The sequence below is a fragment of the Streptomyces composti genome (assembly GCF_012034205.1).
Lineage (GTDB): Bacteria > Actinomycetota > Actinomycetes > Streptomycetales > Streptomycetaceae > Streptomyces > Streptomyces composti.
The window spans coordinates 64,793-89,707 of record NZ_JAATEM010000005.1; the positions used below are offsets into that span (position 1 = coordinate 64,793).

Consider the following 24,915-nt stretch of genomic DNA (forward strand, 5'->3'; position numbering starts at 1 on the left):
CGGTCCCTGCAAGTCTCCCACTCAGGGGCACTCCGGTCATTTCAGGCGAACTGCTCCGGATCGCGGGGCGCGGCCCGTTCCGTACCCTGGCGGCATGCGGATGCGCCCCACTCTGAGCTGGACCCCTCCCGCGGACCTGCCGCCGGGCAGCACGGACCTCCAACCGGTCGTCGACGCGCTGCGCACCGGTGATGTGCTGGTGCTCAGCGGTGCGGGCATCTCCACGGAGTCCGGGATTCCCGACTACCGGGGCGAGGGCGGCAGCCTGAGCAGGCACACCCCGATGACGTACCAGGAGTTCGTCGCCAGTGCACGGGCGCGGCGCCGGTACTGGGCCCGCAGCCACCTGGGCTGGCGGACCTTCGGCCGGGCCCTGCCCAATGCGGGGCACCGGGCGGTGGCGGCGCTGGAGGCGCACGGTCTGGTCTCCGCCGTGATCACGCAGAACGTGGACGGACTCCATCAGAGGGCCGGCAGCGGGAACGTGGTGGAGCTCCACGGGAGTCTCGACCGGGTCGTCTGCCTCGGCTGCGGTGCCGCCGGTCCGCGCGCGGAGCTGGCCCGGCGGCTGGAGGAGGCCAATCCCGGCTTCTCGCCCACAGCCGCGGGCATCAATCCGGACGGGGACGCCGACCTCAGCGACTCCCAGGTCGGGGACTTCCGCGTGGTGCCGTGCGCGGACTGCGGCGGGATCCTCAAGCCCGATGTGGTGTTCTTCGGCGAGGCCGTCCCGCCGCAGCGCGTCGAGCACTGCCGCCGCCTGGTCCGCCGGGCCGCCTGTCTGCTGGTCCTGGGCTCCTCGCTGACGGTGATGTCCGGGCTCCGGTTCGTCCGCCTGGCGGCGCAGTCGGGCAAGCCGGTGCTGATTATCAATCGCGACCCGACCCGGGGCGACGCCCACGCCCTGACCCGGGTCGCCCTGCCGCTGGGGGCCGCCCTGACGGACGTGGCCGAGCGCCTGGGCGTCCAGGTCACCGAGGGAGAGGGTGTCGCGTCGGTCTGACGCACCGGACTCCCCGGCGTCCGGCGGTCACAGGTCCTGGATCCGCCGGAAGGGCTGCTCGGCCTCCAGCTCGAACGCGACCTCCAGCAGCGTGCGTTCGCTTCCGGGGCGCCCCGAGAACATGACACCGATGGGCAGTCCGTCGTCCGTGGCGCTCGCGGCGGGGAGGGACATCGACGGAGTGCCGACCACGTTGTCGACCGGGGTGAAGGCGACGTAGGCGAGGATCCGTTCGACCAGCGTGCGGTACGGGACCGTCGGACTGAGGTGGCCGAGCGGCGGCGTGGTGTGGGCGAGCACCGGGGAGAGGAGCAGGTCGAAGCCGCGGAAGGCCGCCGCGTAGGCCAGCCTGGTGCGCTTGAGCCGGCGCAGCACCCCCGGCGTACGGCGCCAGTTGCGCAGGTAGTCCTCGCGCAGCCCCCGGCTGAGGCCGTCCATGCGCCGGTGGTCGAAGTCGGGGCCGAGGGTGCGGCCCGTGACGCCGAGCAGGAAGGACAGCATGCCCCAGAAGACGAGGAAGTCGCCGGTGAAACTGGGGTCGATGTCCGGTGTCACCGGCTCCAGGGTGTGGCCGAGCCGTTCGAGCCTCGCCGCGGTCTGCTCGACGGCGGCCCGGGTGGCGGCGTCGGAGCGGACGCCGTTGGGCGAGTCCAGCATGAAGCCGATGCGCAGCCGTCGTTCCGAGGGGCCCTCGACCAGGCCGACCGGCGGGAGTTTCGGGTTGCGCCGGTACGCCTCGGCTGCGGCGAGGAACGCGGCGGAGTCGCGCACGGTGCGGCTCACGACGCCGTCGCTGACGATGTCGATGGGAAGCTGACGGCTCTGCGCGTTGGCCACCACCCGGCCGCGGGTGGGTTTGAGCCCGACCAGTCCGCAGCAGGCGGCGGGGATCCGGATGGAGCCGCCGCCGTCGTTCGCGTGGGCGATCGGCACGGCCCCGGCCGCGACGAGCGCGGCGCTGCCGCCGGACGAACCGCCCGCCGAGTAGCCCGTGTTCCAGGGGTTGCGGACGGGTTCGGCGCCCTCGTACTCGGTGGTGGGGCTGAAGCCGAACTCCGGCATCCGGGTCTTGCCCAGCACGGTGAGGCCCGTGCTGAGGAACTGCCGGGCGAACGGGGCGTGCCGGCGGGCGGTCCGCGGGGTGAAGGCGGCGCTGCCGTGGCCCGTGGGCAGGCCCTTGTAGTCGGTGTTGTCCTTGACGAACGCCGGCACCCCGGCGAGCGGGCCGTCCGCCCGGGTCGCGTGCTCCGGTGCGTCGATGAGCAGTTGGACCGCGTTGAGCCGAGCGTCGACGGACCGCACCCGTTCGGCCGCGGCCCGGGCCGCCTCGGCGGCGCTCACCTCGCCGCGCCGGATCGCCTCGGCGAGACCGACGGCGTCGTGGTCTCCCAGTGCGTCGTCACGGAAGGCGTGCACCGTGGTCCGTTCTTCGAATGTCGTCACCGCTGTTCGGCCCCCGGCTCTGTGGAACGTTGGACCTCCATCATTCCTTACCCACGAGTAACACGCGAGGGTTTCGCGGATCCTCGCGTGTGACAGCCGGAGCGAGTGCCACAATGCGGGGCGATTGGGGCATGGCTGCCTCGTCCGGAGAGGGAGACACGGATGACCCGGCACACAGGCAAGGTGGTCTGCGACATCACGGTCTCGGTCGACGGGTACTCGGCCGGGCACAACCAGACCGAGGAGCGCCCGTTCGGCGACGACGGCGGGGACGGCACGGGCGCCGCGCTGCACGCCTGGATGTTCGACACGCCGGACGAGAACCGGGCCGAGCTGGCGCGGATGGGCTCTGCCCGGGCGTTCGTCATGGGGCGCAACATGTTCGGCCCGGTGCGGGGCGAGTGGGACCGTACGTGGAACGGCTGGTGGGGCGACAACCCCCCGTTCCACGCACCGGTGTTCGTGCTGACCCATCATGCGCGCGAGCCGCAGCCGATGAAGGGCGGCACCACCTTCCACTTCGTCACCGACGGCATCGAGTCGGCCCTGGAGCAGGCGCGCGCGGCGGCCGGTGACGGCGACGTGGCGATTCAGGGCGGCGCGACCACGGTCAACCAGTACCTGGCGGCCGGTCTGATCGACGAACTGCGCCTGCACATCGCCCCGTTGACGCTGGGCGGCGGCACGCGCCTGTTCGAGGGCGTGCCGCCGCTCGCCCTGGAGCAGGCCGGTTCGCGGACGGCGAGCCAGGTCACGCATGTGACGTACCGTCTGCCGCGCGGGGACACCGGCTCCTGAACACGACGCCGGGTCCGCGGCTCCCGAGCACGGACGGCGCCCGCCCGGCCGGTGCCGGGCGGGCGCCGTCCCTCAGCCGTGGACGCGACCCGGGTCTAGGAGACCTGGGCCTTGTCGTAGAGGGCCTTGGCGGTGTCGCCGAAGTACGGGCCGAACATGCGGTTGGGCAGGAAGGTGTAGCCGAAGCTGTTCACCGAGACCTGCAGACCGGTGCCGGAGGCCTCGTCGAAATCGGTGAACCAGGGGCCGCCGCTGGACCCGCCGGTCATGTTGCAGCCGAGGCTGTGGTCCTGGGTGAGGAGGAAGTCCTTGGAGCTGTTGCCGCTGCAGTAGATCAGCTCGGAGCCGTCGTACGGCGAGGCGGCCGGGAAGCCGAAGGCGTACATGCGCTTGTTGTAGCCGCCGTTGAACTGCAGGCCCTGGGCGCCCACCACGTCGGTGAGCCTCTTGCCGTCCAGCGGGGCGACGACCGCGGCGCCGACGTCGTGGTTCATGTCCTCGCTCGCCTCCCACTGGGGTGTGGTGAGGGTACGGGTGGCGGTCCACTGGCCGTAGGGCGCGTTGCCGTTGTCGTAGGCCGGCACGAAGACCCAGTTGGTGTGCCAGCTGCCCTGGTACTTCACGCAGTGCCCGGCCGTGATGACGGTGCTGGCGTTCTGGCTGGTGACGGCGTTGCCGGAGCAGGAGGCGGTGCGGCCCTGGAAGGTGAAGAACACCCGGCCCGAGGTGGTCTGCACGGCTCCGCCGCCGGTCCACGGGCCGCCGGGCTGGGGGAAGGCGGCCGGGGTGGCGGGCACGACCGTCGGTGTGCGGTCACCGGCGTCGGGGGCCTCGAGGCTCTTGGGCGGCGAGGTCAGTTCGAGATCGAGGGGCTTGGCGCTGCGCATGCGCTCCGGGGTCCAGAAGGTCTCGGCGGCGCGCTGTTCGGCGAGCGGGACGGTGCGGGACTCGGCCGGCGGAGCCGCGTCGGTGCCGGAGGGTGCGGCGCCGGCGGAGGCGGAGTTCATCAGCCCGCCGGCGAACAGGGCTCCCGCGGCCAGCAGGACGCCGGTGGCAGTGCGGTGTCGTCTCACGCAGGTCTCCTTCTGCCGTGCCGGGCCCGTCGTGCGGATCCCGGCAGGGTGGGGGATGAAGAGCGGTGCGGACAGACGTGCGTGAGGCAGAGTGCCACGGAAACCGCCCTTTGTCAGGACCGCGTCAGATGCGGAATCCTGCGCGCACCGGCATCCGGCAGCTGAGACGAAGCCGAAGAACGATGCGCGTAGTTGACCGGCCGTCACCGCGCGCCTGTGTGAAGCTGTCGGCATGGAACCAGCGCATGACGAGCTCAGGGCACGGCTGCAGACCGACCGACCGCATTCCGCCCGGGTGTGGAACTACCTGCTCGGCGGCAAGGACAACTATCCCGTGGACATCGAGGCGGGCGAGGCGATCCTCTCGACCTTCCCCGAGTTCGCCTCCGTCGCCCGGCAGCAGCGGCGGTTCCTCGCACGTGCCGTGCGTTTCCTGGCCGAGGAGGCGGGCATCCGCCAGTTCCTGGACATCGGCACCGGGCTGCCCACCGCCGACAACACCCATGAACTGGCCCAGCGGATCGCCCCGGAGAGCCGCATCGTCTACGTGGACAACGACCCCCTCGTCCTGGTGCACGCACGGGCGCTGCTCACCAGCAGCCCGGAGGGCGCCTGCGCCTATGTGGACGCCGACGTCCGCGACCCCGACCGCATCCTGGCCGAGGCGTCGAAGACGCTCGACCTGGACCGCCCGGTGGGTCTGACCATGCTGGGCATCCTGGGGCAGGTCGCCGACGAGGACCGCCCGGCCGAGCTGGTGGGCGCCCTGCTGGACGGCCTGCCCACGGGCAGCTGGCTGGCCATCAGCGACGGCACGGACACCAACGAGGCGCTCAACCGGGCGGTCGAGATGTACAACCGGCAGTCGGCCAACACCTATCACCTGCGGTCACCGCAGGAGATCGCCTCCTTCTTCGCCGGCCTCGACGTGGTGGAGCCGGGGGTCGTTCCCACGGCCGAGTGGCGTCCCGAGCCCGGCCGGGAGGACCAGGACGCCGCCCAGGTCTCGGTCGCCGGGGTCGCGGCCAAGCGCTGACGCGCGCCCGGCCCCGCGCCGTGCGGCTCGCTTCCGGGGCCGTCGCCCGTGGGCCGTGCGGCTCAGATCCTGCGGCCCGCGCGCAGCTCGAGCCGCTCCCCGCCGAAGCGGGCGCGGAAGTCCCGGTCGTGGGAGACCGCGACGACCGCGCCCGGGTACTCGGCGAGCGCGGCCTGGAGGTCCTCGACCAGGTCCGGTGCGATGTGGTTGGTCGGCTCGTCGAGGACCAGGAGGTCGGCGGGCCGGGTGACCAGGGTCGCGATCTGCAGGCGCCGCTGCTGCCCCGCGGACAGAGCGGCCACGGGGAGGTGCAGGTCCTCCTCGCGGAACAGCCCGAGGGAGAGCAGCTGTCCGGCGTACTCGTCCGGCAGTCCGGGCCGCCCGGCGGCGAAGGCGGCGAGCAGCGGCAGCCGGGTGGAGCGCGCGGGCAGCTCCTGCTCCAGGTGTCCGATCCGGGCGCTGCGGCGCACCCTCCCCGCGTCCGGTTCGAGGTCTCCGGCGAGCACGCGCAGCAGCGTGGACTTGCCCGCACCGTTCTCACCGGTGACCAGCAGCCGCTGGCCGGGCCGGACGGTCAGCAGCCCGTCCAGGCGCAGGCGGCGGCCGACGCGTACGTCCTCCAGTTCGACGAGGGGACCCTGAGCCGCCGCCCCGGTGGCGGCCGGAACCGCCGTGAAGCGGAGCGGCCGCGGGGGCTCGGGCACCGGGTTGCGCCGCAGTTCGGCCAGGCGCTCCCGTGCCGCGCGCACCCGCCCGCCGAGCTTGGCCTCGCTGGAGCGGCGGTGCTTGCCGAACCCCTGCTTCGGGTCGCGGCCGGTGGTGGCCAGGCGCCGCCCGGCGGCTTCCAGCAGCTCCTCCATGCGCCGGACCTCCTCGGTCCAGTCGGCGTAGCGCTGCTCGGCGCGGCGACGGGCGGCGGCCTTGGCGGCGCGGTAGCCCGCCCAGCCGTCGCCGTAGCGGTGCACGGTGCGCTCGTCCCGGTCGACCTCGAGGACGGTGGTGGCGATGCGCTCGAGGAAGCCGCGGTCGTGGGTGACGGCGACCACGGTGCCGCGGTGAGCGCGCAGCCGCTCCTCCAGCCAGTGCGCGGCCGCCGCGTCGAGGTGGTTGGTCGGCTCGTCCAGGAGCAGCAGTTCGGGAGCGGCGGCCAGCACGCAGGCGAGCGCCAGCCGCGACTGCTCGCCGCCGGAGAGCGTGCCGAGCGGGCGGCCACGGGTGATCCCGGCGAGCCCGAGCCCGTGCAGGGCGGCGTCCACCCGGGCGTCGGCCGCGTAGCCGCCGCGCTCCTCGTAGGCGGTCAGCAGGTCGCCGTAGGCGGCCAGCTGCTCGTCCCCGGCGTCGGCGAGGGACTGCTCGGCGGCGCGGAGCCGGCGTTCCAGGTCCCGCAGGTCGGACAGGGCGAGGTCGACGGCGTCCTGCACGGTGCAGGCGGGGTCGAGGTCCAGGGTCTGGGCGAGGTGTCCGGTGCCTCCGGGGAAGCTGACGGTGATCTCTCCGGAGTCCGGCGCCTCGGCTCCGGCGAGCAGCCGCAGCAGGGTGGACTTGCCGGATCCGTTCTCGCCGACGACGACGGCCTTCTCGCCGGGGCGCACGGTGAAGGTGACCTGGTCGAGCACGGTATGGGTGCCGTAGGTCCTGGTGACGTCCTTGACGGACAGCTGCGCCACCGCGGCCGGGGCGGCGGTGACGGCGGGGCGGGCAGCGGTGGGGGCGGCAGTGCGGGCGCGGTCGCGCATATGACTTTCCCTGGTGGGCGAAGGGTCTGCGGGCAGGAAGGACGGCGGCTGCGGCCGTGCCCGGAATCAGACGAAGAAGAAGAGGAAAGCCATGGCCGTCACCATAGCAAGACGAACCGTATCGTTCCAGTGGTTGCCCTGTCGCACCCGTACCGCACTGTCCGCTCGCCGCCACCCGCAGGAGTGATCCGCCCCCGAACCCGGCTCGGACGGCGGGTGCGGCTCCCTACGATCTTGGCCTCACCGCATCGGAGGCAATGAGCCCCCCCGCATCGGAGGTAATGATGAGCGATCGGCCGGTCCACACGGTCGAGGTGCCGCTGGACGACTGCAGCGGCGAGGCGGTCCGGGTGCAGATCCGGGAGGTCGACGAGGCCCTGGTCCGGGTGGGCCGAGGGGGCCGTTCCGTGGCGCGGGCCGAGCGGTCCTTCGGGCAGATGCTGGACGCCGTGCGGCCGGTGGCGGAGAGCTTCGTGGGGCGGTTCCGGAACCTGGCCAGCGCACCGGACGAGATCACGCTGGAGTTCGGGGTGTCGCTGTCCGCGGGGGCCGATGTGGTCATCGCCAGCACGGCGACCGCGGCGAACTTCTCCGTGACCCTGACCTGGCACCGGCGCGAGGACGCACCGGCGGCCCCGTCCGGAGTCCCGGCGCAGTCGGCGGTCTGAGCCTCGTGCCGGGTCAGGAGATCACACCGCGGGCGAGGCCGGCGGCACCGGGCGCGGACGAGCTGCCCGCCGCGGGCGTGGCCCGGGTGGGCGGCGAGCACGGCACCCCGGGCGGCGCGGGCTGCCTGGTCACCGCCGACCTGGTGCTGACCTGCGCCCATGTCGTCTCCGACGCGCTGGACCGGCCGCGGGAGGACACGGTCGCCGCCGGCACCACCGTGCGGGTCGGGTTCCCCCTGGCGACGGCGGGCGACCGCGGTGCGGAGGTGCCCGCCGAGGTCCTGCACTGGGTGCCGATCCGCCCCGACCGGTCCGGGGACCTCGCGGTGCTGCGGCTCCGGGAGCCCGCCCCGCAGGGCGCGCGCCCGCTGCCGGTGACGTGGGTGAGGGACGTGTGGCATCACCGGGCGCGCGCCGTGGGGTTCACCGGCGGCGAGCCGGGCGGGATCTGGTTCCGGGGGCGGCTCGGCGGGCGCACCGGCGAGGGGTGGCTGCAGCTGTCCCGCGCGGACGGGCAGACCACGCATGTGCGGGAGGGGTTCAGCGGAGGTCCCGTGTGGGACGAGGAGCTGGACGCGGTGATCGGACTGGTCGTGGCCGCGCAGACCGGGCAGGACGGCCAGGCCTTCGTCCTGCACACGGGCACGATCGCACGGGAGCTTCCCGACCTCGTGCCCTTCCTCGATCCCCCCTCGCCCTTCCGCGGTCTGGTGACGTACGAGGAGGACGACGAGGACGTCTTCTTCGGGCGGGCCGGGGACATCGAGGACGTGCTGACCGCGCTCTCGGGCACCGCCGCCCCCGTGACCCTCTACGGGCCCTCCGGGTGCGGCAAGTCGTCCCTCGCCCGCGCCGGTGTGCTGCCGCGGATGCGGCGCGACGGGTACGAGGTCCTGGTCGTGGACGCCGGCAAGGTGGCGTCCCCGCGGGCCGCACTCGCCGTCGAACTGTGGCGAGCCGTACGGGAGGACCGCCCGGGCCCGCAGCGGGCGGCCGGCGTGGACGAGGTCGAGCGGATGCTGGCCGCGTACGGGCTGACGGACACCCTGCACCGGCTGCGCGGCCGGCAAAGTGACCGGCTGCTGGTCCTGCTGGACCAGGCAGAGGCGCTGCTCGACCGCACCGAGCAGGAGGTGGCCCAGCTGGTGGAGCTGCTGTTCGCGCAGCGGACCGGCCCCGGTCCGCGCGCACTGCTCACCCTGCGGGCCGACTTCATGGACGCCGTGCTGAGACATCCGCTGCTCGGCCCCGCGCTGCGCGGCGGGCGGACCCTTCCGCTCACACCGATGTCCCGTGCCCAGCTCGAGGAGGTGGTCACCAGGCCGGTCGCCCGGATCCCCTCGGTCGAGTACGACCCCGGGCTCGTGCGGCGCATCCTGGACGACGCCGGCAGCGAGCCGGGCGTGCTGCCGCTGCTCGGCTTCGTGCTGCAGACCCTGTGGGAGCGGCGCTCCGGCGGGCGGCTGCCGACCACGGCGTACGAGGAGATGGGCGGCGTCCTGGGCGCGCTCCGGCGGCATGCCGACCGGGTGTGGGCGGAGTGCGTCGGCGGACCCGGCGCCGACGAGTGCGAGGCGCGGGCGCTGCTGACGGGGCTGGTGCGGGTGCTGCCCGGCAGCGAGACGCCGCTGCGCCGCAGGCTCACCCGGCGGGAGGCGGGCGAGGTCCGCTGGGAGCTGGCCCGCAGGTTCGCCGAGCGCCGGCTGCTGGTCCTGCACGGCCAGGAGGGGGAACCGGAGTCCGCCGAGCTCGCGCACGAGGCACTGATCACGGTGTGGGACAGGCTGCGGGAGCGGATCGCCGAGGACGGCCAGTTCCTCGCGGCCCGCGCCGAACTCGCCCACGACCTCGACCGGTGGGTGCGAGGTGAGCGTTCCCCGGACCTGCTGCCGGGGCCGGTCCAGCTCGGCGCCCTCGAAGCGCGGCTGGCCCACCGGGAGGACCAACTCGACGCGGAGGAACGGGACTTCCTCGCTCGTGCCCGGCGACGCCGTCGGGCGGCACGGACCCGGGCCAGGATGGCGTGGACGGCCGTGGCCCTGGTGCTGGCGCTCCTGGTGGGCCTCGGAACCTTCCTGGTGTACCAGTCGCACATCAGCGAGCAGCTGGACGCGCAGGCGAGGTCCCGCGCCCTGGCCACCCTCTCCGACGAGCAGGCGGGGCGGGATCCCGGCCTCGCCTCGCTGACCGCCGTCGCCGCCTACGACGTCTCGCCCACGCACGAGGCCCGCAACGCCCTGCTGCGCCGGTACGCGGCGCTGAAGGAGTACGACTGGATCCTGAGCGGTGCGGAGGGCACGCTCCGCGCGGTGGCCACCAGTGGCGACGCGTCGGTGACCCTGGTGACCACGGAACGCGGCCGCGTCACCCTGTTCGTGCGACGGCCCTCCGGCACGGTGGTGCGCACCCATCTCCGGCTCGCGGTCAACGCCGTGGCCCCGCTGGTGAGCCGGGACGGGCGCCGCATCGCCTATCTGTCGGCGCACCGGAACCATGTCTCCTGGCACGAGGTGGATCCCGCCGCCCGCGAGGTGCTCGGTCCGCGCAGGACCGTCCGGGCGGAGGGCTACCGCCAGCCCGGGCGGGCGTCGGACACCGAGGGCTCCCCCGCCGGCCTGGCCGCCTTCTCGCCCGACGCCCGGCGTGTGGCGGCCGTGTCGGACGACGGACGCCTGTGGCTGTGGGACCTGGATTCCGGACGCTCCCGCCGGCTCCCCGCGCCGGCGCAGCCGGCCCGCGGTGTGGCGTTCGGCCCGGACGCGGGCACACTGGTGACACAGCTTCAGGGCCCGGGTGCCCCGGACACGCAGGTCACGGTGGCGGCGGTGGACGCCCGCACCGGAAGGGCCCGCACCCTGGCGCGCGAGGTGGCCCTGTCGGACGAGGTGGCCCGGATCGCGTTGTCCGGCGACGGACGGGTGCTGGCCTACTGCAGGGCTGCCTCGAACGGCGACCCGGTCGTCTACCGGGCCGTTCGGGTCACGGACGGCCGGGAGACGATGCGGTACCGGCCCGGCTCCTCGTTCCTGTGCGGCGACCTGGCCGTGGACCGGACCGGCGGCCGCGTGGCCGTCCACGACTCCGGCGCCCGGTGGACGCTGCTGGCACCGGGCAGGGACGCGAAGCCGGTGCGGGCCACCGGTCCCATCATCGGGAGGACGACCGGGCTGCCCCTCCTCGGCACCCGCGACAAGCCCGTCGCCCTGGTGTGGGACGCGATCGCGGTGACAGCCCGGCCGATGTCCACCTCCTCCTTCTCCATCAGCAGCCCCCCGGTGCTGCTCGGCGACGGTGACCTGATGCTGGTGCATCAGGGCGAGCGCGGGGAGCATCTGGCCCTGGTACACGTCGGGAAGGCGGCGACGGGCGGAAGGATCTCGACGGTGCGCCGGGTGGACCGGGAGCCGGCGGCGGCACCGCTGACCGGGCCGCTGCCACGGATGCAGGTCAACCGGTCCGAGACGCTGATGGCCGATCTGGTCGACGGCAGGAAGGTGGTGATCCGGCAGCTGCCCTCGCTGCGGCGCGTCGCGGAGGTCACCCTCGCCGCACCGCCCCCGGGAGCCGCGACGGACCCGCCCTACTTCGGGTTCCTCGGCGACGAGGAACTCCTCACGGTCTCCGGGGGCCTGATCGAGCAGTGGAACGCGCGCAACGGGCTGCGGCTGGAGCGGACCATCGACGTCCGCCGCATCGGGCTCACCGACCGCCCGTCACCCGGGTTGTTCGTCCGCGGCCACCCCGAGCCCGGGCATCTGCTCGTCCATGTGCCCGGCCGGCCCACCGTCCACGCCGTCGACCGCCGCACCGGCAGGGAGAACAAGGCCCTGCGTCTGCGCTTCGGCGACGACTTCGTGTCCGGCGGATTCACCGAGGACGGACGGCACGCGCTGGTCGCCACCATGGGCGGGCTGCTCGAGGGCTGGTCGGTGAGCGGCGGGACCGCCCGACGGGTCCTCGGACCGCTCGGGCCCGCCGTGCGGTCCGACCAGTCGCAGCTGAGACCGGTCGGCAGATCCGCCTTCGTGGTGGCCAGTGGCACCGCCGTCCGCTTCCTCCACTTCGACGACCTCGACCGGATCGACGCCTACGACTTTCTGGAGGAGCAGACGTTCCACGCGATCTCGCCGGACGGCTTGACGGTGCTGCGCGGAACGGCGAGCGGTATGGAGGTGTTCCGGCTCGACCCGGCGCTGTGGAAGCGCCATCTGTGCGCAGTGGTGGGCCGTGACCTGAGCGAGGACGAGCGCCGGGGTCTGCACTGGGAGGTCGGCCGGGTCTGCCCTCGGAAGACCTGACTCTCGGGCCCTGCGAACCCCTTGCCGGCAGGAACCGCGCGAGGTCGACGGCCGGCCGTCATGGCGTCTCGTGGAGCCGTCCCTCGGGCGTGCCGGCGGGTGGGGCCGGCGGGAGGGGCGGCAGGCCGTGGGCGAGGCCGGGCAGCAGCACCGGTTCCAGCCGCAGCCGGTCCTGGGCGGTGAGGTACCACTCCAGCCCCGGCGGCCGGTAGCCCGCGTCGCGGTCGTAACGCTCCTTGGCCGGCACCGCCAGGAACTCGTTCCCGTCCGGCTCGCCCTGGTCGTTCACCGCCGCACCCAGCGCCCGGTGCGCGGGCCTGGACAGCCGGTAGAGGCCGGTGCGCGAGAAGTGCAGCGGGCCGGCGGTGTCCGGCCGGACCTGGAAGTCGACGCTCTCCTGAGGCCGCATCACCTTCGGTCCGGCCTCGCTGAGTACCTCGGTGTCGAATTCGAGGCCGTACCGGCGGGCCTGGTCCACCATCCACAGCAGGGCGATGTCGCAGAGGCCGGTCTCCTTGTATCCGCCGCCGACATCGGAGTGTGCCCCGGCGAACCAGACCTGCTTCAGTTCCTGGCCCTGCCCGGCCACGCCGGGCCGCTGGTGCCACAGGGCGGGCCGGAACGCCGAGCGCTGCTCGTCGATGGCCAGGGCGTGGAAGGCGCCCTGGATCCAGCTGCTCAACTCCGTGTTGTGGAAGGCCCATCGGCGGTTGAACCGGGCGACGGCGGGCCCCAGCCAGGCGGCGTCCGGGACCGGGATGCCGAGGGCGCCGACGGTGTCCCACACCCCGACGAACCTGATGTCCGTCTCATAGGCGTAGGAGCGGCGGAACAGCGTGGCCGCCGTGCCGTTGGGCTTCTCGATGCGGTCCCGGTACAGCGCCCAGGCCTCCGGGATGCGGTCGGCGTGGCCGCGGCGCAGCACGCCGCAGTACCGCAGCAGCCCGGAGAGGCTGCGGGCGGTGAACGCGCCGCGGCTGAAGCCGAAGAGGAACAGCTCGTCACCGGGTTCGTAGGCCTCGACCAGGAACCGGTAGACGTCGACGACGTCGCGCGAGAGGCCCGCGCCGAACGCCCCGCCCCGCAGCCGCTCGCGACGCCGGGTGCCGACGCCGCTGTGGTAGTGGACGCGCTGTTCCCCGCCCGCGGCGCTGCCCCGGCTCACCGCCAGGGCGACCTTGGCGACATTGGTCTTGCTGGGCTGGTCCGCGAAGTTCCAGGTGCCGTCACAGCAGACGACCAGACGTTGGGTCATGTCCAGCCCTCCTCACGAGGGGCGGAGCGGCTCGGAGCACCACTTCCATGCTGTCACCGTGCAGGTGGCCCCGCCACGCGAGTCCGCCCCCGGCAACAAGGGTGCCGGGGGCGGACATGAGGGCCGCGGCCGCTACGGCTTCCTGCTGAGTTCGCCCGGCCACCACGCCTTGGCGCCGATGTCCCGCACCAGGGCGGGGACCAGCAGGGAGCGGACGACCAGCGTGTCCAGCAGGACGCCGAACGCCACGATGAAGGCGATCTGCACCAGGAAGGCGAGCGGGATGACGCTCAGCGCGGCGAAGGTCGCGGCGAGCACCACACCGGCGGAGGTGATCACGCCGCCCGTGGTGACCAGTCCGCGCAGCATGCCCTCGCGCACGCCGTGGCGCAGCGACTCCTCCCGCACCCGGGACATCAGGAAGATGTTGTAGTCGACGCCGAGCGCCACCAGGAACACGAAGCCGTACAGCGGCACCGAGGGGTCGGTCCCGGTGAAGCCGAAGACGTGGGTGAACACCAGGGAGGCGACACCGAGCGTGGCGAGGAAGTTGAGCCCCACCGTGGCCACCAGCAGGGCGGGCGCCAGCACGGAGCGCAGCAGCCCCACCAGGACGAGGAAGATCACCGCGAGCACCACGGGGACGATCAGCGAGCGGTCCCGTTCGGCGGTGCGCAGGGTGTCGTACTGCTGGGCGGTGTAGCCGCCGACGAGGGCGTCCGCTTCCGGCACCGAGCCGACCGCGTCGCGCAGCCGGGCGATGGTCTCCTTGGCGTCGTCGCTGTCGGCCGCGGAGGCGAGGGTGACGTCCACGCGGGCGCGTCCGTCGACGACGTACGGCTCCCCTCCGGGGCGGCCGGAGCGGCTCACCGGCGCCGCGGAGGCGACTCCTTCGGTGTCGCGGGCGGCCGCGACCACCTTCTGCAGCGGGCCGGCGTCGGTGATGATCACCGCCGGGTTGCCGGAGCCGCCCGGGAAGTGCTCGCCGAGTGCCCGCTGGGCGGTGACGGACGGGGCGTCGTCCACGAAGGTCTCGTCCAGCGGCACGCCCTTGGAGGTGAGCGTGGGTGCCAGGGCGGCGCAGGCCAGCAGGGCGGCCAGGGCGAACGCCCAGACCTTGCGCGGGGCGGTGTCGACGAGGTGCGCGATCCGGCGCCAGATGCCGCCGGTGGCGCCCTGTGCGTCGCCGGTACGGGGCTTGGCCGGCCAGTAGGCGGCGCGACCGCACAGCACGAGGGCGGCCGGCAGGAAGGTGAGCGCGCTGACCACGGAGCAGACGATGCCGATGGCGCCGACGGGGCCCAGGGCCCGGTTGTTGGTGAGGTCGCTCAGCAGAAGGGCGAGCAGGCCGAGGGCCACGGTGGCCGCACTGGCGACGATGGCGCCCCAGGACTGGCGCACCGCGGCGCGGGCGGCGGCGAAGCGGTCGTCGCGGGAGGCGAGTTCCTCCCGGTAGCGGGCGGTGAGCAGCAGGGCGTAGTCCGTGGCCGCGCCGATCACCAGGATGGACAGGATGCCCTGCACCTGGCCGTCGACGCGGACGACGTCGTGGTCGGCGAGCGCGTAGACCACCGCGCAGGCCAGGCCCAGGGCGAAGACCGAGCCGAGGATGACGACGAACGGCAGCAGCAGGCTGCGGTAGACCAGCAGCAGGATGGCGAGGACGGTGATCAGCGCGACGAGCAGGAGCAGGCCGTCGATACCGGCGAAGGCGTCGGAGAGGTCGGCCTGGGTGGCGGCGGGTCCCGCGATACCGACCGTGGTGTCCGGCACCTTCTCGGCGGTGGCGCGGATCCGGTCCAGCACGGGAGCGAGTTCGTCGCCCAGGTCGGGCCGGAGCTGGACGACGCCCTGCAGTGCGGCACCGTCGTCGGAGACCAGCGCGGGCGAGGGTCTGCCGGTGACGCCCGGAGTGTCCGTGAGCGAGGCCAGCGCCCGGGTGGCCTCGGGCTGTACGGACTTCGCGTCGCCCTTCGTGGTCCATACGACGATGGCGGGCACCGACTCGTCCTGGCTGAAGGCCCGCTGCTCGTCGATGACCTTGGTGGACTCGGCGCTGCGCGGCAGGAAGGAGGCCTGGTCGTTGGTGGCGACCTCGCCGAGCTTCCCGGCGTAGGGGCCGAGCGCGCCGCCGATGCCCAGCCAGGCGATCAGCAGGACGACGGGGACGAGCCAGCGGGCTCGTCGGGTGGTGAGGGACATGGTGCTCCAGGCGGCGTCGAAGGCAGTCGGCCGGACTGACTCGATGAACAAGAACCTCGATCATCGAGATATCTCGGCGTGATCGTAGGCGACACCCTTGTCCCCCTGACGGCGGGCTGCCGGATACGCCCCGACCCGGATGCCCGCGCCGGGCCGGCGGAAACCCGGGCGGCCGGGGACCCGGTGGCTTCAGTCGTTGCGTGAACGGACGGCGACGAGTTCCTCGTTCAGCGCGCCGAGGAAGCGCAGCACCACGCTCATCTCGGCGTCGGTGAAGCGCCGGGTCGCGGAGCGGGCGGCGTCGGCGAGCGGGCGGAAGTGGGTGCGGGCGGTCTCCCGGGCGTCCTCGGCGTAGTGCAGGTGCACCACGCGGCGGTCGCTGCTCTCCCGGACCCGGCGGATGTGACCGGCCCGCTCCAGCCGGTCCACGCAGGCGGTGACGGCCCCCGAGGTCAGCCCCAGGTGTTCGCCCAGCCGCCCCGGGGTCATCGGCTGCTCGGCGTCCAGGATCGCCGCCAGTGCCTGGACGTCGGTCGCGTGCAGTCGCCGCTCGGCGGCGAAGCGGTGGACCAGGCGGTTGATCTCGCCGTTCATCCGCCGCAGCCGGACCGCGAGGGCGTGCAGGGCGATGTCCTCACCGGAGCCCGGCGGCGCGGGTGCGGCCGGCTGTGCGGGGTCGGCCCCGCTGTCGTCCCTGTCTGCTCCGGCCACACGATCAGCCTATAGAGGGCTGCGAGGCGGGCACCCCGCACCCCGGCGGGACGGGGACGGGGCCGGCGCGTCCGCACCGTGGGGGCCGTGCTGTCCCAGGAGCCGTTCCCCGGGCGCCGCTGGGCACCGCGATGCCGCCGGCCGGACACGGCGGCAAGGGCCGGGACCTCCTGTCCCCCGGACGGCCGTGCCACGCTGGTCGGCCGGGGCGGCCGGTGATGCGCTGAGGGCAGACGTCCGTGCTGCCAGGAGGCTCACATCATGATCCGTCCGTCCCGCACCGTCCGTTTCCTCGCCGCCGCGCTGTCCGCGGGTGCCCTGCTGGCCACCGCGGCCTGCTCCGGCGGCGGGGACGAGGAGACCCGGTCCGCCGGGGTCGCCGCGTCCCCGAAGGAGTCCCGGGCCGCCGCTCCCGCCGCCCGGCAGACCAGCACACCCGCCGGTGACCTGACCGAGGAGGGCGCGCGGGCGGCACTGATCACCGAAGCGGACATCGAGGACGACTGGACGCGGGTGGACGGCGCCGAGAAGTGGCGGGACAGCCTGCTCATCGGCGACGTGGACGTGGACGACTTCGTCACCGCCGAGGCGGACGCCGCCGACTGCCAGCGGCTGCTCGACGGTCTCTACAGCGAGGAGCTGCTCGGCAAGCCGTCCGGGGCCGTTGCGCTCACCGGGTTCGCCCAGGGCGACTCGCGGCTGCTGTACCAGGTGGCCGCCTACGACCGGGCCGATCTGGACGACGCGATGAACTGGCTGGAGTCCCTGCCGGAGAAGTGCGACCAGTTCACGGCCACCGCGGCGGGGGGTGAGGAACGCACCGTGCAGGTCGTCGAGTACGAGCTGCCCGACGAGGGCGACGAGCGGCAGGGTCTGGAGGTGACGGTCCAGGGCACGGCCGACGGCTCGCCGGCCACGCTCACCCTGGACATCGGCGTGGTGCGGGTCGGTGCGGACGCGATCACGGTCACGGCCGGCGGCCTGAACGGCGGTGAGAAGGACTCCGTGGAGGCCGCCGTGCAGCAGGGCACCGAGCGGCTGAAGGACGTGCTGGCGGGCCGCACGCCGCCCGCCTCGCCGACCTCCTGACCGGAGCGGTCCGGCCGCTTGGACGGCGCCGGCTCGTGAGCGCCGCCGGTGTCACCGTTATGCGTGCGGGCCGGTGCCGTCGGTTTGCAGCGGCTGGGCTCCCGCGACCAGCAGGGCCACGTCGTCGTGGCCGGCCGGGTGCGGCAGGCGCCTGAGCAGCCGGTCGCAGGTCTCCTCCACCGAGCCGTACGGCGGTGACAGCTGGCGCAGCAGGAAGTCCAGGCGTTCGTCGATGGGGTCGTGCCGGGTCTCGACCAGCCCGTCGGTGTAGAGGATCAGCTGGTCACCGGGGTTCAGATCGAGGGTGGTCGTCTCGAAGGGGACGCCGCCCACGCCCAGCGGGGTGCCGACGCGCAGGTCGAGCAGCCGGGGCGGCCTGCCCGCCTGCAGGAACACCGGCGGGAGGTGTCCGGCCGAGGCCACCACCAGGCGGCGCGAGTGCGGGTCGTAGACGGCGTACAGGCAGGTCGCCAGGTACGGGTCCAGGCTTCGGGCGATCTTGTCCAGGTGGGTGAGGATCAGGGAGGGGCCGAGGTCGAGGTCGGCGAGGGTGGAGGTGGCGGTGCGCAGCCGGCCCATGGTGGTGGCCGCCGGGATGCCGCTGCCCATGACGTCGCCCACGGTGAGTGCGGTGCGGTCGCCGTCGAGGGGGATGGCGTCGTACCAGTCGCCGCCGACCTCGCTGAAGGCCTGCGCGGGACGGTAGCGGGCGGCGATCTGCAGACCGGGGTGGCGGGGCGAGAGCCGGGGCAGCAGACTGCGCTGCAGGGTCTCGGCGGTGCTGCGGATGTGCTGGTGCAGCACCGCGTTGTCCATGCTCAGCGCGGCGGCGGAGGCGAGTTCGAGGGCGAGGGCGACGTCGTCGTCGTCGAACGGCACGGGATTGCGGGCGCGGGCCAGCGCCATCACGCCGATGATCTCGCCACGGGCGATGAGGGGGACGGCCATGTCGGTGTGCACCCCGGCCCGTTCCAGCAGCCGGGCGGCCGCGGGATCGGCGGCGATCCGGGCGAAGTCGCCCTTGACGTGGGTGATCAGCTGGGGGCGGCGGGTGCGGATGCAGCGGGCCGCCGGGTGGTCGGCGTGGTACGTGGTCAGATGGCCCGGCGGGACGATGGCCTGGGCGGCGTCCGTGGGGTAGGCGGTCTTCACGGCGAGCGCGCGGAACAGCGGCGGGCCCTCACCGAGGCCGGTACGGCCGGTCTGCAGGACGGAGTCGAGCAGGTCGACGGCGACCAGGTCCGCCAGGTCGGGGACCACGACGTCGGCCAGCTCCTGCGCGGTGCGTTCCACCTCCAGCGTGGTGCCGATGCGGGAGGAGCCGCTGGCCACCAGGCGCAGCCGCTGCTGCGCGCGGTCGGCCCGGCGCGCGGCCCGGAACTGGTCGGTGACGTCGACGACGACATTGGCGATGCCCAGCACATGGCCGCGGTGGTCCTCGAGACGGTACAGCGACATGTTCCAGGCCCGGTCCTCGTCCAGGTCGGTGCCGGTGGGACCCACCACCTGCTGGTCCACCACGGGGACGCCGTCCTCCAGCACCCGCCGCATCGCGGCCTCGACGCCCGAGTACGGTTCGGCGGGCAGCACCTCGCGGAAGCGGCGGCCCAGATGCCCGGGGACGGGGACGCCGTCCATGGCCGCCAGCGCCGGGTTGACGGCCAGGTAGCGCAGCTCGGTGTCGAGGACGGACAGACCGATGGGGGCCTGGGCGACCAGGCGCTCGGAGAGGGCGAGCTTGCGTTCCATCTGCCGCACCGTGGACCGGTCCGTGGCCAGTCCCAGGGCGAAGTGCTCACCGTCGCTGTCGGTGAGGCGCATGGTGCGCAGCTCGATCATCCGGGTGTCGCCGTCCTTGTGCCGGACGGGCATGGCTCCCGCCCAGCCGCGGCCGGTCACCATGACCTCGGCGAACAGCCGCAGCACGGAGCTGCGGTGCTCCGGGTTCAGCAGCAGGGGTGCGGCGTACCGCCCCACGGCCTCGGCGCGGGTGTAGCCGAACAGCTCCTCGGCCTGCGGGCTCCACATGTCGATCCGGCCGTCGGGCTCGACGAGCACCGCGGCCACGCCCAGCAGGTCCATCAGGCCGCTCGGACTCGCAGCCCCGTCCTCGGCGCCCACCCGCCCGAAGGGCTGCTCCGCTCGGCTCATCGCACTCACTCCCTCTGCCTGCCTACCTCACGGGCGCCCCCGCTGCAGCGCACCAGGCAGGTACGGCCGTCTCCGGCGCGGCGGCCGCTCCCACCACGATGCGGCACCCGCGGTCCTGCGGCGAGGGGACCCGCCGGAGGGCCCGGCGACACGCGGTCCGGGCGGCCGGTCCGTGTGCCGGATCGGCACCGGCCGCGCGGTCGGCCGGACCCGGGGCACCCCGGCGGTGCCGGGCACCTCCGGCGTAGGCTGCCCTCGGCATGCGAGACGGCTCGGGTGGGGGACGGCATGGCAGTCGAGGCAGGTGGCGGGGCGTGGGCGTCCGCGCTCGACTCGGTGGTGGTGTATGCGCAGGGCGCGCTGTGCCGCCGCCGGGCGCGGGGCCGGGTGCCGGCCGGCGGGCGGGTGCGGGTGCGCGGGCTGCCGCGTTCCCTCGACCCCGGCTCGCTGCGGGCGCGCGTGGTGGGGGCCGCCGGGGTGCGCGTCACTCAGGCCCGGCTGGAGGTCGAGGCCGAGCCGGCCGGCCCGGACCCCGCCGACGCCCTGCGGCGCGAGGTGGAGCGGCTGAGCGAGGAGCGCGCGGCGGCCAAGGACCGGCGCGACCGGCAGCTCGCCCGGATCGGGGAGGTCGAGGCGCTGCGCCCGGTGCCGCCGCCCCGCGGGAAGGACGACGACACGCACCGGCGCACCCCGGTCGACGCCTGGCTGGAGCTGGCCGGCTTCGTCGACGAGCGGCTGACCGGGCTGCACGCCCGGCTCGTGGAGCTGGAGGAGGAACTGCGCCGGATCGAGCACGAGCTGGCGATCGCCGTGGACCGGCAGGTCCGCGCCTCGAACGACGCTCCGGCGGCACATGTGGAGACCGCGATGTGCGCGGTGCTCACCCTCGACGGCACGGACGGCGCCCAGGACGCCGGCGACACCGGCGAGGTGGAGATCGAGGTCGAGTACGGGGTGCCCGGCGCGCTGTGGGTGCCCGCCTACCGGCTGACGCACGACCGGGGCGACGGGGAGGCGCGTCTGGTGCTCCGCGCCTCGGTGGCCCAGCGCACGGGTGAGGACTGGACCGGGGTGCGCATCGCCTTCGCCACCGCCGACCTGCGGCGCCGCACCGATCTGCCGCGGCTGCGCTCGGTCCGCATCGGGCGGAGCCAGCCGGCCCCCGCCCCGTCCGGCTGGCGCGAGCCCCCTGCGAGCCTGGCCGATCTGTTCGCCGGGTACGACTCGGCGGGCGCGCGGGACCGGGCGGCCACGGGCGCGCGGGAGACGGCGGTGGGCGCGGCGGCCGGGCCTCCGGTGCCCCCGCCGGCCCCGATGCCCGTGGCCGCGTACGGTTCCCCGCCCCCGGCCCCCGGCGGCCGGGCCTCTGACGGCGACGAGGCCCTCGACGACCTCTTCGAGCACGAGGTGGAATTCGGCGGGCTCCCCTCGGACGGTCCGGACGGCGCTGCGCCGCGGGCCAGACCTCGTGCAGCCGCGGCCTGGGCGCGCGGCGGCCGCGGTGGCCGCGGCGGGCCCGGCGGCCCCACCTCGGCCCCTGGCGCACGGGGCCGGACGGCCACGCCCCCTCCCCGGGCCGCGCCGGCGGCGCCCGCCGCTCCGGGCGGGTACGGCGCGCCGGCCGGATACGGCGCGCCGCCGTCCGCACCCGGCGGGTCCGCCGCTCCGCCCTCCGCGCCCCCTGCTGTCGGCCCGCCGCGGCCGAGCGGCGAGGAGCTCGACTACTCCGCCCTGGTGCTGAGCGGTCCTGAGGAGCCGGAGGGGCGCCGGGGCCTGCTGTTGCCCGGTGCCGCCGTCGACCCGGTGACCGCGGAGCACCGCCGGCGCGCGGAAGGGGTCGCCGCGCTGCCGCTGCCGGGGCGCGCCGTGCCGCCCCGGGAGTCGGCCGGTTCGTTCGACCACCGCTACGACGCCGCCGCCCGCGCCGACATCCCCTCGGACGGGACCTGGCACACCGTCACCGTCGCCGAGATCCCGGTCGGTCTGCGCACCGAGTACGTGTGCGTGCCGTCCGTGGAGGAGGCGGTCTACGCGACGCTGGTGCTGCACAACGCCACCGACCGGGCGCTGCTGGCCGGTCCCGTGGAGGTCACCGCCGACGGGGAGTACCTGGCGACGACGTCGCTGCCGACGCTCGCTCCGGGCGGCGGGTGCCGGGTCGGGCTCGGTCCGGCCGAGGCCCTGGCGGTCACCCGCAGGACCAGCCTGCGGGAATCGGCCGCGGGGCTGCGCAACAACGTCACCGTGCTCGAGCACCGGGTCCGCGTCGAGCTGGCCAACCGGCTGGCGCAGCCGGTCGCGGTGGAGGTGCGTGAGCGGGTGCCGGTGACCTCGGAGGCGGACATCCGCATCGAGGAGCGGGCCGACTGGAGCGCGCCGGAGGAGGCCGGTTCCGGGGCCGGTGCGCAGCGGGAGAGGCAGGCGGAGGCCGGGGAGCACGCGCCGGGCACGCGCCTGTGGCGGGTCACACTGCCCGCGGGCGGCACCGTCACGCTCGACGGCGGCTACGACATCCGTATCCCGGCCGGCAAGGCCCTGGCAGGCGGCAACCGCAGGAGCTGACACACGCATGTCCACCACACCGGAGACGATCGCCCTTCCCGTCACCGCCGTCACCTGCCTGGAGGACCGCGCCCACGTCGAGCGCAGCGCCTCGCTCGAACTGCGGGCCGGAACCCAGCGGTTGCGTCTGGGGCCGGTCAGCGCGCTGGTCGTCGACCGCACGCTGCAGGCCGAGGTGACCGCCGGGACCCCGGTCACCGTGCTCGACGTGCGGACGGTCCGCACCTGGACGCCGCGCGGGCCGGAGCCCGCCGAGGACGACTCGGCGTTGCGGCGCCGGGTGCGGGCCCTGGCGGAGGAGCAGGTCGCCCTGAAGCAGCGGCGCGCCCGGCTGCGGGCCCGCGCGGATCTGCTCGCGAAACTCGCCGCCGATCTGCTGCGGGAGATCGGCGAGGGCGCCGGCCGCGGCGAGACGGACCGCGACCGCTGGAGCCGTGAACTGGACCGGGTGGACGCGGAACGCGAGGACTGCGGCGAGCAACTGCGGTCGCTCGACGGCCGGTTGGCGTCCCTCACCACCGAACTCGATGAGGCTCTGCGGGCGAAGAGCCTCGCGGAGACCGAACCCGCCGAGCTGACCGGCCACATCGAGCTGACCGTCGACGCCACCGCTGCGGGACCGGCGGAGCTGACGGTACGTCATCTGACTCCGTGCGCGCTGTGGCGGCCCGCGTACCGTGCCGCGCTGGACGGGGACTCGCTGACGCTGGACACCGAGGCGGTGGTCTGGCAGCGCACCGGCGAGGACTGGTCGGACGTGCGGCTCACCTTGTCCACCGCGCGGTCCGCTCACTCGACCGAACCACCGCGGCTCGACGAGGACCGGCTGACGCTCCAGGACCGCTCCCCCACCGAGCGGCGCACGGTGCAGGTGGAGCTGCGTGAGGAGGAGCTCTCGGACCTGGGTCCGGCCCCGGTGCCGGGCCTGCCGGGTGTGGACGACGGCGGGGAGGTGCGGGTGCTGCACTCCCCGGCCCCGGTCTCCGTGCCGGCGGACGGCCGCGCCCACCGGGTGCCGCTGTCCTCCTTCACCGCGCCGGCGGTGAGCGAGTACGCCTGCGCACCCGAGCTGTCGCCGCTGGTCACCCAGGTGGTGCGGTTCGACAATCGGTCGGGGCACGCCCTGCTGGCCGGACCCGTGGACCTGATCCGCGACAGCGGGTTCACCGGCCGCGGCACCCTGGACTTCACCGCCCCCCAGGCGCCCGTCCGGCTGGCCTTCGGCAGCCGGGACGACCATCGCGTGCTGCGGCACACCGAGGAGACCCGCGAGACGGGCCTGACCGGGCGGACCCTCACCACCCGGACGGTCCGGCTGCACCTGTCCCGCTTCTCCCCTCCCTCGGAGCGCGACGAGCGGGTGATCGTGGTGCGCGAACGCATCCCGGTCTCCGAGGTGTCCGCGGTGGAGGTGCGGCTGCGCGAGGAGGCCTGCTCGCCCGCGCCGGACTCGGTCGACGCGGACGGCATCGTGCGCTGGGACGTCCCGCTGGCTCCGGGCGGCCGCCGCACCGTCACCCTGGTCTACGACATCGCGGCGAGCGGCAAGGTCAGCGGCCTGTGACCGGCAGTCCTTCCGCGCGCACGGCCGGGAAGGAGCGGTCGCCGAAGAGGACGCGGCCGGCCGCCGCCCGGCCGAGCGGTGTGCGCAGCAGGGCGAACGCGGCACTCGCCGCGGCGGGCGTCCTGACCAGGCCGAGCCCGCGGCGCAGGGTGAGGCGCCCGCGGAACTCGGCGCGCAGCGCGGCCCCGTCGTAGCGGTCGAGCGGTGATTTGCTGCCGGTGCGCAGGGCCGTGTGGAGGACGTCCGCGGCCAGTTCGGAGAGCCGCAGGCAGGGGTCGAGGCCGCCCGCGGTGAGCGGGGAGACGGCGCCCGCCGCGTCCCCCACCAGCAGTCCGTTGGGGCAGCCGATGCGGCGCAGCACGCCGCCCACGGGTATCGGTCCGCCGCGCCGCTCCACGGCGCCGGGACGTGGCACGCCCCGCAGGCCGGGGGCCGTGGCGCTGAACCGGGTGAGTGCGCGGCGCAGGCCCTCGGGGAAGCGGTCGGGGTAGCCGGCGACGCCGACGTGGGCGTGCCGGCCGTCGTCGACCACCCAGGCCAGATAGCCGGGGGCGAGCGACGGGTCGAGCACGCAGTGGAAGGCGGGCGGTGCGTCGTGCGCGGGGACCTCGAACACCTCCTCGGCGCCGACCAGCAAACGGCGGTTGCGGTCCAGGCCGAGGTCGCGGGCGACGCGTGAGCGGGCGCCGTCGGCGCCGACGACGAAGCGTGCGCGGACGGTCAGGGGCCCGTCGCGGCCGATCAGGCGCACGGTGCCGTCCCCCTCGCGGCCGGCGTAGCGGGTGCCCAGCGCCACGCGTACGCCGGCCGCGGCAGCGTCGGCCGCGGCCGACGCGTAGAGCGGTCCCATGTCGCCGACCCGGTACTCGTCGCGGTCACTGACCAGGTCGACGGGGCGGTCGAGGCCGGGCGGGTAGAGCACCACGCGGCGGATGGGCGGGCCGAGATGGGCGGCGGGCAACGGGAAGTCGTCGAGCGTCTTGCGCACGAAGATCCCGGTGGTGCGGATCGCCCCGGTGAGGCGGGTGCGCCGTTCGGCGAGGAGCACGTCGTGGCCGCGTCCGGCGAGCAGCGTGGCGACGTGCAGGCCGGCCAGCCCGGCCCCGACCACCAGGACGTCGGTGCGGGTCTCGGCGCCCTGACGGTCGGAAGCAGCGACGGATATCGGCATGACGGCAGCACCTCTCGATCGAATGACGATGGGAATCTATCGATATTCGATACCTCCCGCAAGCGGGACACTGGACGTGAGAGCGGCCGCCGGATGCCGCCGTGCCATGCCGGACGGACGGCGCCAGGGCCGCCGGTCCAGCCGAGAGCACTCGA

Annotated in this window: 16 protein-coding genes; 8 read left to right on the top strand and 8 right to left on the bottom strand. The window is 74.5% G+C overall.

The features are described from left to right. The first annotated feature begins 94 nt into the window (after nucleotides 1-94). Nucleotides 95-1,003: an NAD-dependent protein deacetylase gene (locus HCJ93_RS05815; protein ID WP_167991702.1), complete on the top strand. Its 909-nt coding sequence runs from the start codon at nucleotides 95-97 to the stop codon at nucleotides 1,001-1,003. A 27-nt stretch (nucleotides 1,004-1,030) separates the two neighbouring features. On the opposite strand, the gene HCJ93_RS05820 is transcribed toward HCJ93_RS05815, so the two are convergent. Continuing rightward, a complete protein-coding gene (locus HCJ93_RS05820; RefSeq protein WP_167991704.1) occupies nucleotides 1,031-2,446 on the bottom strand; it encodes an amidase in 1,416 nt (471 codons plus the stop codon). A 162-nt stretch (nucleotides 2,447-2,608) separates the two neighbouring features. Between HCJ93_RS05820 and HCJ93_RS05825 the strand changes: the two genes are divergently transcribed. Further along, nucleotides 2,609-3,244 carry a dihydrofolate reductase family protein gene (locus HCJ93_RS05825; protein ID WP_167991705.1) on the top strand — a complete coding sequence of 212 codons (636 nt, stop codon included), beginning with the start codon at nucleotides 2,609-2,611 and terminating at the stop codon, nucleotides 3,242-3,244. Between the two features lie 95 nt (nucleotides 3,245-3,339). On the opposite strand, the gene HCJ93_RS05830 is transcribed toward HCJ93_RS05825, so the two are convergent. Next, nucleotides 3,340-4,317 carry a trypsin-like serine peptidase gene (locus HCJ93_RS05830; RefSeq protein ID WP_167991707.1) on the bottom strand — a complete coding sequence of 326 codons (978 nt, stop codon included), beginning with the start codon at nucleotides 4,315-4,317 and terminating at the stop codon, nucleotides 3,340-3,342. 232 nt (nucleotides 4,318-4,549) lie between these two features. Between HCJ93_RS05830 and HCJ93_RS05835 the strand changes: the two genes are divergently transcribed. After that, nucleotides 4,550-5,353: an SAM-dependent methyltransferase gene (locus HCJ93_RS05835; RefSeq protein WP_167991708.1), complete on the top strand. Its 804-nt coding sequence runs from the start codon at nucleotides 4,550-4,552 to the stop codon at nucleotides 5,351-5,353. A gap of 62 nt (nucleotides 5,354-5,415) precedes the next feature. On the opposite strand, the gene abc-f is transcribed toward HCJ93_RS05835, so the two are convergent. Next, nucleotides 5,416-7,089 carry a ribosomal protection-like ABC-F family protein gene (abc-f, locus tag HCJ93_RS05840; protein ID WP_167991710.1) on the bottom strand — a complete coding sequence of 558 codons (1,674 nt, stop codon included), beginning with the start codon at nucleotides 7,087-7,089 and terminating at the stop codon, nucleotides 5,416-5,418. Nucleotides 7,090-7,373: 284 nt separating this feature from the next. Here abc-f and HCJ93_RS05845 point away from each other — a divergent pair, with 284 nt between their 5' ends. Together HCJ93_RS05845 and HCJ93_RS05850 are read left to right on the top strand one after the other, a co-directional pair. Next, nucleotides 7,374-7,757 (top strand): CU044_2847 family protein, encoded by a 384-nt coding sequence (locus HCJ93_RS05845; RefSeq protein WP_167991712.1) that lies wholly within the window; start codon nucleotides 7,374-7,376, stop codon nucleotides 7,755-7,757. A 5-nt stretch (nucleotides 7,758-7,762) separates the two neighbouring features. After that, on the top strand, nucleotides 7,763-12,055 hold the full coding sequence (locus HCJ93_RS05850) for an nSTAND1 domain-containing NTPase (RefSeq protein ID WP_206317013.1): 4,293 nt from the start codon (nucleotides 7,763-7,765) through the stop codon (nucleotides 12,053-12,055). Between the two features lie 58 nt (nucleotides 12,056-12,113). Here the strand turns inward: HCJ93_RS05850 and HCJ93_RS05855 are convergent, their stop codons facing one another. The 3 genes from HCJ93_RS05855 to HCJ93_RS05865 all read right to left on the bottom strand — a co-directional run bounded on the left by HCJ93_RS05855 (nucleotide 12,114) and on the right by HCJ93_RS05865 (nucleotide 16,223). Next, nucleotides 12,114-13,310 carry a T6SS phospholipase effector Tle1-like catalytic domain-containing protein gene (locus HCJ93_RS05855; protein ID WP_167991713.1) on the bottom strand — a complete coding sequence of 399 codons (1,197 nt, stop codon included), beginning with the start codon at nucleotides 13,308-13,310 and terminating at the stop codon, nucleotides 12,114-12,116. Between the two features lie 132 nt (nucleotides 13,311-13,442). Then, the gene (locus HCJ93_RS05860; RefSeq protein ID WP_167991882.1) at nucleotides 13,443-15,512 is read right to left on the bottom strand and encodes an MMPL family transporter; all 2,070 of its coding nucleotides are present in this window, start codon (nucleotides 15,510-15,512) and stop codon (nucleotides 13,443-13,445) included. A gap of 189 nt (nucleotides 15,513-15,701) precedes the next feature. Next, on the bottom strand, nucleotides 15,702-16,223 hold the full coding sequence (locus HCJ93_RS05865; RefSeq protein WP_373563558.1) for a MarR family winged helix-turn-helix transcriptional regulator: 522 nt from the start codon (nucleotides 16,221-16,223) through the stop codon (nucleotides 15,702-15,704). Nucleotides 16,224-16,481: 258 nt separating this feature from the next. On the opposite strand from HCJ93_RS05865, the gene HCJ93_RS05870 reads away from it, so the two are divergent. After that, complete coding sequence (locus tag HCJ93_RS05870; RefSeq protein WP_167991884.1) at nucleotides 16,482-17,312, top strand: hypothetical protein; 831 nt, start codon at nucleotides 16,482-16,484, stop codon at nucleotides 17,310-17,312. Nucleotides 17,313-17,369: 57 nt separating this feature from the next. Here HCJ93_RS05870 and HCJ93_RS05875 read toward each other — a convergent pair whose 3' ends face one another. Further along, entirely contained in the window at nucleotides 17,370-19,463 is a 2,094-nt protein-coding gene (locus HCJ93_RS05875; RefSeq protein ID WP_167991715.1) for a SpoIIE family protein phosphatase, read from the bottom strand. A 288-nt stretch (nucleotides 19,464-19,751) separates the two neighbouring features. Between HCJ93_RS05875 and HCJ93_RS05880 the strand changes: the two genes are divergently transcribed. Beyond that, nucleotides 19,752-22,025, top strand: a complete 2,274-nt coding sequence (locus HCJ93_RS05880; RefSeq protein ID WP_167991716.1) for a DUF4139 domain-containing protein — start codon at nucleotides 19,752-19,754, stop codon at nucleotides 22,023-22,025. A gap of 7 nt (nucleotides 22,026-22,032) precedes the next feature. Next, on the top strand, nucleotides 22,033-23,589 hold the full coding sequence (locus HCJ93_RS05885) for a DUF4139 domain-containing protein (RefSeq protein WP_167991718.1): 1,557 nt from the start codon (nucleotides 22,033-22,035) through the stop codon (nucleotides 23,587-23,589). On the opposite strand, the gene HCJ93_RS05890 is transcribed toward HCJ93_RS05885, so the two are convergent. Continuing rightward, nucleotides 23,576-24,760: an NAD(P)/FAD-dependent oxidoreductase gene (locus HCJ93_RS05890; RefSeq protein ID WP_167991720.1), complete on the bottom strand. Its 1,185-nt coding sequence runs from the start codon at nucleotides 24,758-24,760 to the stop codon at nucleotides 23,576-23,578. The two genes, HCJ93_RS05885 and HCJ93_RS05890, sit on opposite strands and share 14 nt — an antisense overlap. Between the last annotated feature and the right edge of the window lie 155 nt (nucleotides 24,761-24,915).

What these genes read in the sequence shown, in the direction of transcription:
- HCJ93_RS05815 (WP_167991702.1), top strand. Translation starts at nt 95, where the DNA reads ATGCGGATGCGCCCCACTCTGAGCTGGACCCCTCCCGCGGACCTGCCG.
- HCJ93_RS05825 (WP_167991705.1), top strand. Translation starts at nt 2,609, where the DNA reads ATGACCCGGCACACAGGCAAGGTGGTCTGCGACATCACGGTCTCGGTC.
- HCJ93_RS05835 (WP_167991708.1), top strand. Translation starts at nt 4,550, where the DNA reads ATGGAACCAGCGCATGACGAGCTCAGGGCACGGCTGCAGACCGACCGA.
- abc-f (WP_167991710.1), bottom strand. Translation starts at nt 7,089, where the DNA reads ATGCGCGACCGCGCCCGCACTGCCGCCCCCACCGCTGCCCGCCCCGCC.
- HCJ93_RS05845 (WP_167991712.1), top strand. Translation starts at nt 7,374, where the DNA reads ATGAGCGATCGGCCGGTCCACACGGTCGAGGTGCCGCTGGACGACTGC.
- HCJ93_RS05855 (WP_167991713.1), bottom strand. Translation starts at nt 13,310, where the DNA reads ATGACCCAACGTCTGGTCGTCTGCTGTGACGGCACCTGGAACTTCGCG.
- HCJ93_RS05860 (WP_167991882.1), bottom strand. Translation starts at nt 15,512, where the DNA reads ATGTCCCTCACCACCCGACGAGCCCGCTGGCTCGTCCCCGTCGTCCTG.
- HCJ93_RS05875 (WP_167991715.1), bottom strand. Translation starts at nt 19,463, where the DNA reads ATGAGCCGAGCGGAGCAGCCCTTCGGGCGGGTGGGCGCCGAGGACGGG.
- HCJ93_RS05880 (WP_167991716.1), top strand. Translation starts at nt 19,752, where the DNA reads ATGGCAGTCGAGGCAGGTGGCGGGGCGTGGGCGTCCGCGCTCGACTCG.
- HCJ93_RS05885 (WP_167991718.1), top strand. Translation starts at nt 22,033, where the DNA reads ATGTCCACCACACCGGAGACGATCGCCCTTCCCGTCACCGCCGTCACC.
- HCJ93_RS05890 (WP_167991720.1), bottom strand. Translation starts at nt 24,760, where the DNA reads ATGCCGATATCCGTCGCTGCTTCCGACCGTCAGGGCGCCGAGACCCGC.